The organism is Devosia sp. MC1541, from assembly GCF_012847305.1.
Taxonomy (GTDB): Bacteria; Pseudomonadota; Alphaproteobacteria; order Rhizobiales; family Devosiaceae; genus Devosia.
This window is the reverse complement of sequence record NZ_JABBDZ010000004.1, coordinates 47724-60879: the sequence shown is the minus strand read 5'-3', so window position 1 is coordinate 60879 and position 13156 is coordinate 47724. Positions and strand designations below refer to the sequence as shown.

Genomic DNA, 13156 nt, shown 5'->3' with positions numbered 1-13156 from the left:
GAACACGAGTGATGAATTCCAGTGATGTGCGGGCCAAAACCGCAGACGAACTGAAAGACCAGCTCGTCGACCTTAAGAAAGAACAGTTCAACCTGCGTTTCCAGCGTGCTACCCAGCAACTGGAAAAGCCGGCTCGGGTGAAGGAAGTCCGTCGCGATATCGCGCGGATCAAAACCATCCTCGCCGAAAAGAACGCAGCTAAGTAAGGAATAAAACCCATGCCAAAGCGCGTTTTGCAGGGGACTGTGGTCTCCGACGCCAATGACAAGACCATCGTGGTTCGTGTCGAGCGCCGTTTCACGCACCCGGTTATGAAAAAGACCGTGCGTCGTTCCAAGAAGTACCATGCTCACGACGAAAATAACGTCGCGAAAATCGGTCAGATCGTTTGGATCGAAGAAACTGCGCCGATCAGCAAGAACAAGCGTTGGGCTCTGGTCCAGGATAACGCTTCTTCTTCCGTGTCTGCGTAAGAGAAACAATAGGTCGGCGCACCGTTTAGCGGTGCTGCCGACAAACTAGAAGGCATCCAGTCATGATCCAGATGCAGTCCAACCTCGACGTCGCCGATAATTCCGGCGCCAAGCGAGTAATGTGCATCAAGGTGCTGGGCGGTTCGCATCGCAAGTACGCCTCGGTCGGCGACATTATTGTCGTTTCGGTCAAGGACGCTATTCCGCGTGGCCGCGTTAAGAAGGGCCAGGTAATGAAGGCTGTGGTCGTTCGCACCGCAACCGACATCCGTCGCCCAGATGGCACCGTCATCCGTTTCGACAAGAACGCCGCAGTTCTTCTGAACAATCAGAAAGAACCAATCGGCACCCGTATCTTCGGACCAGTTCCGCGTGAACTTCGCGCTAAGAACCAAATGAAGATCATCTCGCTCGCCCCAGAGGTGCTGTAATGGCCGCCAAGATTAAGAAGGGCGACAAGGTAGTCGTCCTTGCAGGTAAGGATAAGGGTAAGACCGGTTCGGTCTTGCAGATCTTCCCGACCGAAAACCGTGCGCTCGTACAGGGTATCAACCTTGTACGTCGCCACCAGAAGCAGACTGCTACGCAGGACTCCGGTATCTTCTCGAAAGAAGCACCGATCCACCTGTCGAACCTTGCAGTTGCAGACGCGAATGGTAAGCCAACCCGTGTTGGTTTCCAGATCACCGATGGCGTGAAGACCCGCGTTGCTAAGACCACCGGAGATGCGATCAATGGCTGAGACCGTTTACGTTCCGCGCCTGCGCACCCAGTATGACGAATCGATCAAGCCCGAGCTGCTCAAGCAGTTCGAGTACAAGAACGTCATGCAGCTTCCGCGCCTGGAAAAGATCGTCCTGAACATGGGCGTTGGTGAAGCCGTTGCTGACACCAAGAAGGTGAAGTCCGCTGCTGAGCAGATGGAACTCATCGCTGGTCAGAAGCCAATCATCACCTACGCTCGCAAGTCGATTGCAGGCTTCAAGGTACGTGAAAACATGCCGCTGGGCGTGAAGGTTACCCTTCGTGGCGTCCGCATGTATGAATTCATGGACCGCCTGGTAAACATCGCTTTGCCTCGCGTTCGCGACTTCCGTGGCCTCAACCCGAACGCCTTTGATGGCCGTGGCAACTACGCCATGGGTATCAAGGAACACATCATCTTCCCAGAAATTAACTATGATCAGATCGATCAGGTTTGGGGTATGGATATCGTGGTTTGCACCACAGCCCGTACAGATGATGAAGCGCGTGCGCTTCTTAAGGCTTTCAACTTCCCATTCCGCGCGTAAGCGGATAGGGAAGGGATAGAGGATCAGGATATGGCAAAGACCAGTTCCATTGAAAAGAACAAGAAGCGCGCAGTTCTGGCCGCTCAGTATGCCGATAAGCGCGCTGCGCTGAAGGCAACTGTGATGAACCAGGAAACGCCGATTGAAGAACGCTTCAAGGCAAGCTTGAAGCTCGCTGAACTTCCACGCAACTCGGCTCAGATCCGCGTTCGCAACCGTTGTGAAGTGTCGGGCCGTCCGCGCGCTTACTACCGCAAGCTCAAGATGAGCCGTATTGCCCTGCGTCAGCTGGGCAACCTGGGTCTCATCCCGGGTCTGGTAAAGTCGAGCTGGTAAGGAGAAACTAAGATGAGCTTTTCCGATCCAATCGGCGATATGCTGACCCGTATCCGGAACGCACAAATGCGTCGCCGGAACACCGTAACGACCCCAGCGTCGACCCTCCGTGGTCGTGTGCTGGACGTTCTTCAGTCCGAGGGCTTTATTCGCGGCTACTCGGAAACCAAGTTCGAAAACGGCGCTGCCGAATACGAAATTGAACTGAAGTATTCTGACAATGAAGGCGTTATCCGCACCATCGAACGCGTGTCGCGTCCGGGCCGTCGCGTTTACGCCTCCGTCAAGAATATTCCACAGGTTGCTAATGGCCTCGGCGTGTCGATCCTCTCCACCCCTAAGGGTGTGATGGCCGACCACGAAGCTAAGGCTGCCAATGTGGGTGGCGAGGTACTCTGCCGCGTCTTCTAAGCCATTTGGCTTAGAAGTACGGTAAGACGATTACTCAAGGAAAGAATATGTCACGTACTGGCAAGAAACCGGTGGCCCCGGTTAGCGGTGTTACGGTAACGATCGATGGTCGTACCGTGTCCGCAAAGGGCCCGAAGGGCGAACTGAGCCTCCAGCTCATGGATATCGTCAACGTAGAGCAGGGCGACGACGGTATCTCCGTTGTTCCTGCAAATGATAGCCGTTTTGCTCGCGCTGCCTGGGGCACCACACGCGCGCTGATCCAGAACATGGTCACCGGTGTGAGCGCAGGCTTCGAAAAGAAGTTGGCAATTCAGGGCGTGGGTTACCGCGCCGCGATGCAGGGCAAGGACGTTAAGCTCTCGCTCGGTTTCAGCCACGAAGTGATTTATAACGCTCCTGAAGGCATCACGCTTGCGGTGCCGGTTCCGACGGAAATCGTCGTAACTGGCATCGATAAGCAGGCTGTTGGCCAGGTTGCGGCTGAGATCCGCAGCTGGCGTCCCCCTGAGCCCTACAAGGGCAAGGGCGTGCGTTACGCTGGCGAGCAGGTCTTCCGCAAAGAAGGCAAGAAGAAGTAAGGAGCGCCACCTATGGCTATTTCTGCAAAGGGTGCGGACCGCCGCAAGGCTCGTGTCCGCAAGGCGCTCAAGGCTCGTGCCTTCGGTCGCCCACGTCTGTCGGTTTTCCGTTCAGGCAAGAATATGTACGCACAGATCATCGACGACGCAGCTGGCCGCACACTCGCTGCCGCTTCGACGCTCGACAAGGACGTTCGTGCAACCATCACCAACGGTGGTACAGCCGAAGCCGCTGCTGCAATTGGCAAGCTGATTGCTGAGCGCGGTTCGAAGGCTGGCGTGACCGAAGTGGTGTTCGACCGCGGCGCCTACATCTATCACGGCCGTGTTAAGGCCCTTGCAGACGCTGCCCGTGAGGGCGGTCTGCAGTTCTAATACGGCGAGGAAGAGAAGATTATGAGCAGAGACGTTCAAGAACGCGAAAGCGAGTTCGTCGATCGCCTGGTCCACATCAACCGTGTGGCTAAGGTAGTGAAGGGCGGCCGTCGCTTCGGTTTCGCTGCCCTCGTCGTAGTTGGTGACCAGAAGGGTCGCGTTGGGTTCGGTCACGGTAAGGCCCGTGAAGTTCCTGAAGCGATCCGTAAGGCAACCGAACAGGCTAAGCGCCAGATGATCCGCGTGCCGCTCCGCGACGCACGTACGCTCCATCACGATGTTACCGGTCGCCACGGCGCTGGTAAGGTGATCCTGCGTGCAGCCGTTCCGGGTACTGGTATCATCGCCGGTGGTCCAATGCGTGCGGTTTTCGAAACGCTTGGTATCAACGACATCGTTGCTAAGTCGCAGGGTACGGCTAACCCGTACAACATGGTTCGTGCTACTTTCGATGCGCTCAAGCGCGTTGATAGCCCACGTTCCGTGGCTGCCCGTCGCGGCCTTAAGGTTTCGGAACTGCAAGCTCGCCGCGGCGAAGCTTCGGTCGAAGCGTAAGACCGGCCAGGAGACACAACTATGGCCAATCAAAAGACCATTATCGTGAAGCAGGTTGGTTCGCCAATCCGCCGCGAAAAGAGCCAGCGCGCGACCCTTATCGGTCTCGGGCTGAACAAGATGAACAAGCAGCGCGAGCTCATTGATACGCCAGAAGTACGTGGCATGATCAATAAGGTCGGGCACCTCGTCCGCGTCGTCGGCGAGTAAGAGAAGGTCGGTAGAACAATGACTCGTTTGAACGAACTTCGCGACAACCCAGGTGCAAACAAGGTCCGCGTTCGCGTGGGCCGTGGCATCGGTTCGGGCGTTGGTAAGACCGGCGGCCGTGGCGGCAAGGGCCAGACTGCACGTTCTGGTGTTGCGATCAACGGCTTTGAAGGCGGCCAGATGCCCCTTCACATGCGTATGCCAAAGCGTGGCTTCAATGCTTGGAATCCTTCGGATTTCAACGAAGTCCGCATTGACCGCATCCAGGCTTACATCGACTCTGGCAAGCTTGATGCCAAGGCAGTTATCGACTCGGCAGCTCTGATTGCTGCTGGCGTTATCCGCCGCGCTAAGGACGGTGTACGTCTGATCGGCGCAGAAGGCTTCAAGGCTTCCAAGGCTACCTTCAAGGTGGATTATGCAACCAAGGGCGCTGCCGCAGCTATCGAAGCTGCTGGTGGCAAGATTGAGCTGATCCCAGTGAAGGAAACCTGGAAGAAGCCAGCACGCACTGTCTAATCCAGTCAGTGAGCGCACCCGGTCGTGAGGCCGGGTGCGCTTTTTTGGTTTGTTGCGTCTGGGCGGCAATTTAGTATGCTCCTTAGGCGCTCCGAGCGCACTTGGCATTCAAGCCATAGGAGCGGTATATGGCGTCCGCAGCCGAACAGCTGGCACGTAATTTAAGTTTCTCGACCTTTTCGAAGGCCAAGGCCCTGCAGCAGCGCATCTGGTTCACACTGGGAGCGCTGCTTATTTATCGTTTGGGCACCTTCATTCCTGTTCCAGGTATTGACCCTGATGCTTTCCGCGCGACTTTTGAACAGTCGCAGCAGGGCATCATCGGCATGTTCAACATGTTCTCCGGTGGTGCTGTTGAGCGTATGGCAATTTTCGCCCTCAACCTGATTCCTTACATCACTGCTTCGATCGTTGTGCAGGTGGTTGCGACCGCTTCGCCGCGTCTCGAAGCGCTGAAGAAGGAAGGGGAGGCGGGTCGCCGCAAGATGAACCAGTACACCCGCTATTTGGCGGTGTTGTTCTGCGCGGTTCAGGCATACGGCCTTGCCGTTGGCCTGGAAGGCAGCCAGGGCGTGGTTCTCAATCCAGGCTGGTTCTTCCGTATTTCGACCGTGATCACCCTCGTCGGTGGTACTATGTTCCTGATGTGGCTGGGCGAGCAGATGACCTCGCGCGGTGTCGGTAACGGCATTTCGCTGATCATCTTTGCTGGTATCGTGGCAAACTTGCCTTCGACTATCGCTCAGACCCTCGAGTTGAGCCGTACAGGCGCTCTGCCAGCCTTCGCAGGCATCGGCATGCTGCTTCTGGCTCTCGTCGTGATCGCAATCATCGTGTTCTTTGAACGCGCTCAGCGCCGCTTGCTGATCCAGTATCCCAAGCGTCAGGTTGGCAATAAGCTGTTCCAGGGCGATACCTCGCACCTGCCGCTTAAGCTCAACACCGCTGGTGTGATTCCCGTGATCTTCGGTTCTTCGCTGCTGCTTCTGCCGACGACAATCGCGTCGTTTGCGGCTCAGGGCGACGCTCCAGGGTGGCTGACAACCGTCACTGCGCTACTAGGCCGCGGGCAACCGCTGTATATGGCGCTATTTGCCTTCTTGATCATCTTCTTCGCTTTCTTCTACACGGCGATAGTGTTCAACCCCACCGAGACGGCTGACAACCTCAAGCGTTCTGGTGGCTTCATTCCGGGCATTCGTCCGGGTGAACGGACTGCGGCTCACATCGACTATGTGTTGACCCGCATTACCGTGGCTGGCGCACTGTACTTAACCTTCGTGGCCCTCTTGCCAGAAGTGTTCTTCAGCCAGCTGGCCGTCAGCCAGTTCATCGGCGGAACATCGCTTCTGATCATGGTCACGGTGACTTTGGATACGGTTACCCAAATCCAGAGCCATTTGGTTGCCCAGCAATATGAAGGGCTTTTGAAAAAGTCCCGTCTCGGAGGTAAGCGTCGATGAGATTGATTCTTCTGGGGCCGCCGGGAGCAGGGAAGGGGACACAGGCTAAGATTCTCGTAGAATCTTACGGTATCCCTCAGCTCTCTACTGGCGACATCCTGCGCGCGGCTATTGCCGCGCAAACCCCTCTTGGCCTCGAAGCTAAAGCAGTGGTTGACCGTGGTGATCTCGTCTCTGATGCGATTGTGAACGGTATTGTTTCCGAGCGTATCGATGCAGAGGACTGCAAGTCGGGGTTCGTCCTCGATGGCTTCCCGCGCACGATTGCTCAGGCTGAAGCGCTTGATCAGATGCTGGCAGACAAGGGTATTGCTCTTGATGCTGTTGTTGAGATCAAGGCAGAGGCTGACGAACTGGTAAAGCGTGTTATCAATCGCGCTAAGGAATCGGGCGGCGCCCGTGCAGACGACAACGAAGAGGTTCTTCGCAATCGTCTGGGCGTCTATGCTGAACAGACAGCCCCTTTGGTGAAGTATTACACCGCTAAGGGTCTGCTGAAGGCTGTCGATGGTATGGAACCGGTTGACCAGGTCACCGGAGCCATTAAAACGGCACTCGGTAAGTAATTCCTAAGGCCGGGCAGGGCAGTTGACTCTGGCCGGTCTTATCCTTAAAGAACCGCATCAGTCTCATGGATCAATGGGCTGGATTCGGTTCCTCGCAATCGTTGGGGGTCGAAATCCGGTCCCTTGTTGTTTAAAGGCACCCGCCGTGACGGCGCGTGTGAATGAAGGAGAGCAGACGTGGCTCGTATTGCTGGCGTCAATATCCCGACCAACAAGCGCGTTGTTATCGCGCTGCAGTATATTCACGGTATTGGCGCTAAGTTCGCTACCGATATCTGCACGTCGGTTAATATCCCGGCTGAACGCCGTGTTAATGAGCTGAGCGACGCTGAAGTAATTCAGATTCGTGAAGCTATCGATCGCGAGTACATCGTGGAAGGCGACCTTCGCCGTTCCGTAGCGATGAACATCAAGCGTCTTATGGACCTTGGTAACTACCGTGGTCTGCGTCACCGTCGTGGCCTCCCGGTCCGTGGTCAGCGCACCCACACCAACGCTCGTACCCGTAAGGGTCCAGCGAAGCCGATCGCAGGCAAGAAGAAGTAATTACCGCGTCCGCATAAGCGGAACGGTGTTGGAATTTGGAGGGGCGGGCAAACCTGGGAGGTTTGGGCCGCTACTTCCATGGTGGAGCTGCTGGTATTACGGCAGCGCCGATACCCAAGAGGACCTTTATGGCAAAAGCTGAAGTCGCGCGCGTCCGTCGCAAAGAGCGCAAGAACATCACCTCTGGCGTCGCTCACGTGAACGCCTCGTTCAATAACACGATGGTTACCATCGCTGACATGCAGGGTAACACGATTTCGTGGTCCTCCTCGGGCGTGATGGGTTTCAAGGGTTCGCGTAAGTCGACCCCATATGCTGCTCAGGTAGCTGCAGAAGACGCTGCAAAGAAGGCTCAGGAACACGGCATGAAGACCCTTGAGGTCGAAGTTCGTGGTCCAGGTTCAGGCCGTGAATCGGCCCTGCGCGCTCTGCAGGCTGCTGGCTTCAACGTAACGTCGATCCGCGACGTAACGTCGATCCCGCACAACGGCTGCCGTCCGCGTAAGCGTCGTCGCGTCTAATTACACCATTGGAAAGCTGCCGGCCTTTTCGGGTCGGCAGTTCTATTGTGTTTGCGGCGGAGCGGCTCTAGCGGCCGCTAATTTGAAAGGACCATACCGTGACGATCCAGAGGAACTGGCAGGAACTGATCAAGCCGACCAAGCTGGACATTGTTTCGGGCAGCGACAACGCGCGCGTGGCCTCGGTAGTTGCCGAGCCGCTTGAGCGCGGTTACGGCCTCACCCTTGGCAATGCTCTGCGTCGCGTGCTGCTGTCGTCTCTTCAGGGTGCGGCTGTTACCGCCATCCAGATCGACGGCATCCTGCACGAATTCTCGTCCTTGCCGGGCGTGCGTGAGGACATCACTGACCTCGTGCTCAACGTCAAGGAAATCGCCCTGAAGATGGGTGGTGAAGGCCCTAAGCGCCTCACTCTCACACGTCAGGGCCCGGGTGCTGTTACCGCAGGTGACATCAAGGTATCCGGTGATATCGAAGTGCTGAACCCAGAGCTGGTTATTTGCCATCTCGACGACGGCGCTGAGATCAACATCGAGTTCACCGTTAACACCGGCAAGGGCTATGTCCCAGCCGACAAGAATCGTCCTGAAGACGCTCCAATTGGGTACATCCCAGTTGACGCTCTCTTCTCGCCGGTTCGCCGTGTGAGCTATAAGGTTGATGCTACCCGTGCGGGCGAAAGCCTCGACAAGGACAAGCTGACCCTGCAGGTCGAAACCAATGGTGCAGTGTCGCCGGAAGATGCAGTGGCTTATGCCGCCCGCATTCTCCAGGACCAGCTCTCGGTCTTCGTCAACTTCGAAGAGCCAAGCAAGGAAAAGGCCCAGGACACTGTTCCGGAACTCGCCTTCAACCCTGCATTGCTCAAGAAGGTCGACGAGCTCGAGCTGTCGGTTCGTTCGGCAAACTGCCTCAAGAACGACAACATCGTTTATATCGGCGACCTCATCCAGAAGACGGAAGCCGAAATGCTTCGTACGCCGAACTTCGGTCGTAAGTCGCTCAATGAAATCAAGGAAGTCCTGGCACAGATGGGGCTTCATCTCGGGATGGACGTGCCAAATTGGCCGCCCGAGAATATCGATGACCTCGCTAAGCGCTACGAAGATCATTATTGATCCGGCGCTGCCACGATTTTTAGGAGACCACCATGCGCCACGGTAATTCCGGCCGCAAGTTTAGCCGCACTTCTTCTCACCGTAAGGCCATGTTCGCAAACATGGCTGCTGCGTTGATCAAGCACGAACAGATCGTCACCACCCTTCCAAAGGCGAAGGATCTGCGTCCGATCGTAGAAAAGCTGATCACCCTCGGCAAGCGCGGTGACCTGCACGCTCGTCGTCAGGCAATCGCTCAGATCCGTGACGAAGGTCAGGTTCAGAAGCTCTTCTCGACCCTCGGCCCACGTTATGCTGAGCGTCAGGGCGGTTACATCCGCATTCTGAAGGCTGGCTTCCGCTACGGCGACAATGCTCCGCTCGCAGTCATCGAATTCGTTGACCGCGACGTCAATGCAAAGGGCCTGGACTCCGGTCCATCCTTCGCATCTGATGAATCGGAAGCAGCATAATTCATTGAGCCTTAGGCTCAGCGAATAAGCTCTTTGAAACCGACCTCAGGAAACTGGGGTCGGTTTTTTGTTGTCCGGATTTAAGCATGCGGGTTTTTGAGGTTCCAGGCGGCGCAGAGCGCCGCTGTTTCTTGCGGGTTGCGCGTAAAGACATAGGGCTTGCCGCTCAGTTTCACCCAGTCCCGGACGGCGACGGTGCGGTCACGGGTTGTCCATAACCATCGAAACATTTCGAGCGTCAGTTTGTCCTGATTGCCTTCGAGACCGCCGGGGCGGTCCTTCTGGAACATCGTGCGCCAAATGTAGCGGCTGACGCGCTTCTGCAGGTTTGCATCCAAAACGATGATGCCTGTGGTGCGGGGGAGGCGGACCGGGAAGTGAGCGGAGTAGCTGCCGTCCATGACCCAGCCGTCGAGAGCGGCCGCTTCGTCATGGAGCGCTTTGAAGTCGGCGTCGGGGCGTTGCTCATACATGGTGTTGGGCAAATGCCGATAGCGGTCGAGGTGGATGGCTGGCACGCCGAGCTTGTTTGCGAGCGCGATGGTGAAGGTCGATTTGCCCGCGTTGGTGGGGCCAAGGATCATGATGCGGTTTCCGAAATCGGATAGGGGCGGGATGTGCATCGGTGCTCTCGCGACTTTTGAGCGGATAGGGTAGCGGGTCAGTGGGATGAGCGCCACTGGCGAGTGAGGAGTTCCATAAAGCGACGGCAGGTCGGCGCAGAGAGATCTGGGGCCGAGCCCGGGGTGGCGGCTGGTGGGGGGTAGGACGTGCTAAGCAAAACGCCCTCGGTTTCCCAAGGGCGTTTTGTAATTTGGCGTAGGATAAAAATCCTTACTCGGCGGGAGCCATGTCCTTGCCGGTGTAGATTTCGTCGACCCAGTATTGGTCGCGGCGATCGAAGCCGTTGAACGGGGTGAGGGAGGCCTGGGTGTAGGCGCCCATCAGACCGAATTCGATCCAATCGTCTTCATCGATATCCGCCGGCAAGGTGAAGACCTGTGGGAGAACGTCATAGCTGTCGCAGGTTGGGCCCCAGATGGTGAATTCGGAGAATTCGCCATTGTTGTCGTGGACACGTGGGCCGCGCCAGACGCGCAGTGGTGGGGTGAAGTGCATGAACTTCACTTCCATCAGCGAGCCATAGGCACCGTCGTTGACGTAGACAGCCTGACCGCCGCGCTGATGTTTTACGCGCAGCAGTAGCGAGGTCGAGGAAGTGACGAGAGCGCGACCGGGTTCGATGATCAGCTCAGGTTTGGTCTTGCCGAAGTGATCGGAGACGGCCTGGCTGATGGTGTCGAAGTAGTGGCTCATCGGAGGCGCTTCGCTGGTCGGGTAGGGGGCTGGGTAGCCGCCGCCGATATTGAGGCGCTTGAGTTCGATGCCAGCTTCTTCGACGATCCGCGATGCTGCTGCAATGTGGCGCTCATAGGCGTAAGCGTCTTCACACTGGCTGCCGACGTGGAAGCACAGGCTTGGTGTGTAGCCCATCTTTTCGACGGCCTGCACGATTTCCGCTGCGCCCTGTTCCATGACGCCGAACTTGATGCCGAAGTCATAGGACTTCAGCGCCTTGCCGGCCTTGAAACGAGTGGTCACTTCAACGTCGCGGCTTGGGCCGACGACGGAGGCGAGCTGGTCGAGCTGCTGTGGGTGGTCGATGGTGAAAGAGCGAACGCCGAACTCTTCATAAGCGCGGGCGATTTCGCGCTTGTTCTTGATCGGGTTGTTGTAGTGCATGACGGCACCCGGCGCGTAATCGCGCACGAGTTCCATTTCGGTGTTCGAGGCAACGTCGAACGCCTTCAGGCCTTCAGCATGCAGCTGGGCAATGATGTGTGGGGAAGGGTTGCACTTAACGGCATAGGTGAGAAGGCCGTCAAAGCCCTTCTTGAAGACCTTTACGGCCTTGTGGAACTCCCGCTCCGAGAAAAGAAATGAGGGATAATCCGGTGCCTCAGCCGCAATCAGTGCGGAGGTGTTGGCGTACACGGTCTTCGGCTCGTCGGTCATTGGACAACAGGCCTTTCGGGGCTGGAGTTATGAAAGGGTCACAACGTTTCCGAGGGTGGTAAAGCTCCCGGTTTCCTCGATGGAAACTTATGAAATGAGCGCTGCATATAGGACCGCTTGCCCCCGGGCGCAAACGATAATTTCGTCCTCGAAACAACAATGTTTAAAGGTCATTTTCATGACAGAATTACGAGGCCTTTTAGGGGGATAGATTAGCTCAGGTTTGACCTTGAGTTTTGATTCCGAGGAATCCGGTATGTCATTGCGCAATCTCATGTTTTCGTCAGTCGCTGTGGTCGGCGTTGCGGTCGCGGCAAGCCTTGGTTTTGCGGGTTTGCACAATGGTGCGCCCAGTGTGGCGCAAGAAAGCGGGGCCACACTTCGGGCGGTGCCGCAGTCGCAAGCGGCAGTGCAATTGTCGTTTGCGCCGATTGTTCAGGCTGCATCACCCTCGGTGGTGAACGTTTATGCGACGCGCATTGAGCAGCAATTGGCTTCGCCTTTTGCGTCCGATCCGTTTTTCTCGCGTTTCTTCGGGCAAAATTTCTTCGAGACACGGCCCCGCGAATCTCAATCGCTCGGTTCGGGTGTGATCGTGGGCGAGGGCGGGGTGATCCTGACGAATGTTCACGTCATCAAAGGCGCGACCGACGTGCGGATTTCACTCAGCGATGGGCGCGAGTTCGCGGTTGATGTTGTGGTTCAGGACGAACAGACGGACCTTGCTGTGCTGAAGGTGCGGGATACGGCTGGGGTGGAATTCCCAGCGCTTGAGTTTGCAGACAGCGACGATCTGCTCGTTGGGGATCTGGTGCTGGCCATCGGGAACCCGTTTGGCGTTGGGCAGACGGTGACGAGCGGTATTGTTTCTGGCTTGGCGCGGACCGGCGTTGATGTGTCGGACTATGAGTTTTTCATCCAGACGGATGCGGCGATCAATCCGGGGAACTCCGGCGGGGCGCTGGTCGATATGGATGGGCGTCTGGTGGGGATCAATACGGCGATCTACACGCGCTCGGGTGGTTCGGTGGGTATCGGCTTTGCCATTCCAGCGAATATGGCGCGCGTGGTGGCTGACGCGGGGGCTGTGGGTGGGGAGATTATCCGGCCCTGGTTCGGTGCAAAACTGCAGAAGGTGACCGCCGATATTGCGCAGAGCCTGGCTATGGATACGCCGTATGGTGCGATGATTACGGAGACGGCGCCGAGCGGTCCGGCGGCGCGCGCGGACTTCCGTCCGGGCGATGTTATCCTGTCTATCGACGGGTTGCGCGTTGAGGACCCTGCAGCATTTAATTTCCGGTTGGCGACGCGGCCCCTCGGCGAGACTGTGCAGCTGGAGCGGTTGCGCGGCGGGGTGAGTGAGACGGTGAACTTCTTGGTTGAGAGTGCGCCGCAGACCGATGCCAATAGCGTGGCAACGATCGACGCCAATAGCCGCTTCTCAGGCATTACTGTGCGTCAGCTCGACCCGGCATTGGCGGAAGCCAAGGGGCTTGCCTATGACGCGCAGGGGATCATGGTGACCGAGGTGGTTCGCGGCTCGCCTGCTGACGCCATGGGCTTGCAAGTTGACGACATTATTCTGGAGCTCAATGAGGTTCAGATGACGGATGCGGCCAGCTTTGCGCAAATGGCATCGCAGCGGACGCGGACATGGCAGATTATTCTTCAGCGTGATGGTCGGGTCAGCCGTTTCATCGTGAGCGGCTAGTGAAAGCT

Annotated in this window: 21 protein-coding genes; 19 read left to right on the top strand and 2 right to left on the bottom strand. The window is 57.1% G+C overall.

The window, feature by feature from the left end; all coding sequences use genetic code 11:
• Positions 1 to 11 precede the first annotated feature (11 nt).
• From rpmC to rplQ, 18 genes are all read left to right on the top strand, one after another.
• Positions 12 to 206 carry a 50S ribosomal protein L29 gene (rpmC, locus tag HKD40_RS06330; protein ID WP_169194894.1) on the top strand — a complete coding sequence of 65 codons (195 nt, stop codon included), beginning with the start codon at positions 12 to 14 and terminating at the stop codon, positions 204 to 206.
• Positions 207 to 218: 12 nt separating this feature from the next.
• Positions 219 to 473, top strand: a complete 255-nt coding sequence (rpsQ, locus tag HKD40_RS06325) for a 30S ribosomal protein S17 (protein WP_169194893.1) — start codon at positions 219 to 221, stop codon at positions 471 to 473.
• Between the two features lie 62 nt (positions 474 to 535).
• On the top strand, positions 536 to 904 hold the full coding sequence (rplN, locus tag HKD40_RS06320) for a 50S ribosomal protein L14 (RefSeq protein ID WP_169194892.1): 369 nt from the start codon (positions 536 to 538) through the stop codon (positions 902 to 904).
• Complete coding sequence (rplX, locus tag HKD40_RS06315; protein ID WP_169194891.1) at positions 904 to 1215, top strand: 50S ribosomal protein L24; 312 nt, start codon at positions 904 to 906, stop codon at positions 1213 to 1215. The genes rplN and rplX overlap by 1 nt, the downstream gene beginning before the upstream one ends.
• On the top strand, positions 1208 to 1765 hold the full coding sequence (gene rplE, locus HKD40_RS06310; protein ID WP_169194890.1) for a 50S ribosomal protein L5: 558 nt from the start codon (positions 1208 to 1210) through the stop codon (positions 1763 to 1765). The genes rplX and rplE overlap by 8 nt, the downstream gene beginning before the upstream one ends.
• Positions 1766 to 1795: 30 nt before the next feature.
• Entirely contained in the window at positions 1796 to 2101 is a 306-nt protein-coding gene (gene rpsN / locus HKD40_RS06305; protein ID WP_169194889.1) for a 30S ribosomal protein S14, read from the top strand.
• A gap of 12 nt (positions 2102 to 2113) precedes the next feature.
• A complete protein-coding gene (gene rpsH / locus HKD40_RS06300) occupies positions 2114 to 2512 on the top strand; it encodes a 30S ribosomal protein S8 (protein WP_169194888.1) in 399 nt (132 codons plus the stop codon).
• A 47-nt stretch (positions 2513 to 2559) separates the two neighbouring features.
• A complete protein-coding gene (gene rplF / locus HKD40_RS06295) occupies positions 2560 to 3093 on the top strand; it encodes a 50S ribosomal protein L6 (RefSeq protein WP_169194887.1) in 534 nt (177 codons plus the stop codon).
• A 12-nt stretch (positions 3094 to 3105) separates the two neighbouring features.
• Complete coding sequence (gene rplR / locus HKD40_RS06290; RefSeq protein WP_169194886.1) at positions 3106 to 3468, top strand: 50S ribosomal protein L18; 363 nt, start codon at positions 3106 to 3108, stop codon at positions 3466 to 3468.
• A gap of 21 nt (positions 3469 to 3489) precedes the next feature.
• Positions 3490 to 4023 carry a 30S ribosomal protein S5 gene (rpsE, locus tag HKD40_RS06285; RefSeq protein WP_169194885.1) on the top strand — a complete coding sequence of 178 codons (534 nt, stop codon included), beginning with the start codon at positions 3490 to 3492 and terminating at the stop codon, positions 4021 to 4023.
• A 21-nt stretch (positions 4024 to 4044) separates the two neighbouring features.
• Entirely contained in the window at positions 4045 to 4233 is a 189-nt protein-coding gene (gene rpmD / locus HKD40_RS06280) for a 50S ribosomal protein L30 (RefSeq protein ID WP_169194884.1), read from the top strand.
• An 18-nt stretch (positions 4234 to 4251) separates the two neighbouring features.
• Positions 4252 to 4752, top strand: coding sequence for a 50S ribosomal protein L15 (gene rplO / locus HKD40_RS06275; RefSeq protein ID WP_169194883.1), 501 nt, complete (start codon positions 4252 to 4254; stop codon positions 4750 to 4752).
• Between the two features lie 128 nt (positions 4753 to 4880).
• The gene (gene secY / locus HKD40_RS06270) at positions 4881 to 6215 is read left to right on the top strand and encodes a preprotein translocase subunit SecY (protein ID WP_169194882.1); all 1335 of its coding nucleotides are present in this window, start codon (positions 4881 to 4883) and stop codon (positions 6213 to 6215) included.
• A complete protein-coding gene (locus HKD40_RS06265) occupies positions 6212 to 6781 on the top strand; it encodes an adenylate kinase (protein ID WP_169194881.1) in 570 nt (189 codons plus the stop codon). The genes secY and HKD40_RS06265 overlap by 4 nt, the downstream gene beginning before the upstream one ends.
• A gap of 177 nt (positions 6782 to 6958) precedes the next feature.
• Positions 6959 to 7327, top strand: coding sequence for a 30S ribosomal protein S13 (rpsM, locus tag HKD40_RS06260; protein WP_169194880.1), 369 nt, complete (start codon positions 6959 to 6961; stop codon positions 7325 to 7327).
• Positions 7328 to 7455: 128 nt separating this feature from the next.
• A complete protein-coding gene (gene rpsK, locus HKD40_RS06255) occupies positions 7456 to 7848 on the top strand; it encodes a 30S ribosomal protein S11 (protein ID WP_169194879.1) in 393 nt (130 codons plus the stop codon).
• 98 nt (positions 7849 to 7946) lie between these two features.
• The gene (locus HKD40_RS06250) at positions 7947 to 8966 is read left to right on the top strand and encodes a DNA-directed RNA polymerase subunit alpha (protein WP_169194878.1); all 1020 of its coding nucleotides are present in this window, start codon (positions 7947 to 7949) and stop codon (positions 8964 to 8966) included.
• Positions 8967 to 8998: 32 nt separating this feature from the next.
• A complete protein-coding gene (gene rplQ, locus HKD40_RS06245) occupies positions 8999 to 9418 on the top strand; it encodes a 50S ribosomal protein L17 (RefSeq protein ID WP_169194877.1) in 420 nt (139 codons plus the stop codon).
• Positions 9419 to 9498: 80 nt separating this feature from the next.
• Here rplQ and HKD40_RS06240 read toward each other — a convergent pair whose 3' ends face one another.
• Together HKD40_RS06240 and HKD40_RS06235 are read right to left on the bottom strand one after the other, a co-directional pair.
• A complete protein-coding gene (locus tag HKD40_RS06240) occupies positions 9499 to 10041 on the bottom strand; it encodes an isopentenyl transferase family protein (RefSeq protein ID WP_169194876.1) in 543 nt (180 codons plus the stop codon).
• Between the two features lie 211 nt (positions 10042 to 10252).
• The gene (locus tag HKD40_RS06235) at positions 10253 to 11434 is read right to left on the bottom strand and encodes a type III PLP-dependent enzyme (protein WP_169194875.1); all 1182 of its coding nucleotides are present in this window, start codon (positions 11432 to 11434) and stop codon (positions 10253 to 10255) included.
• A 256-nt stretch (positions 11435 to 11690) separates the two neighbouring features.
• Between HKD40_RS06235 and HKD40_RS06230 the strand changes: the two genes are divergently transcribed.
• On the top strand, positions 11691 to 13148 hold the full coding sequence (locus tag HKD40_RS06230; protein WP_248305945.1) for a Do family serine endopeptidase: 1458 nt from the start codon (positions 11691 to 11693) through the stop codon (positions 13146 to 13148).
• The last annotated feature ends 8 nt before the right edge of the window (positions 13149 to 13156 follow it).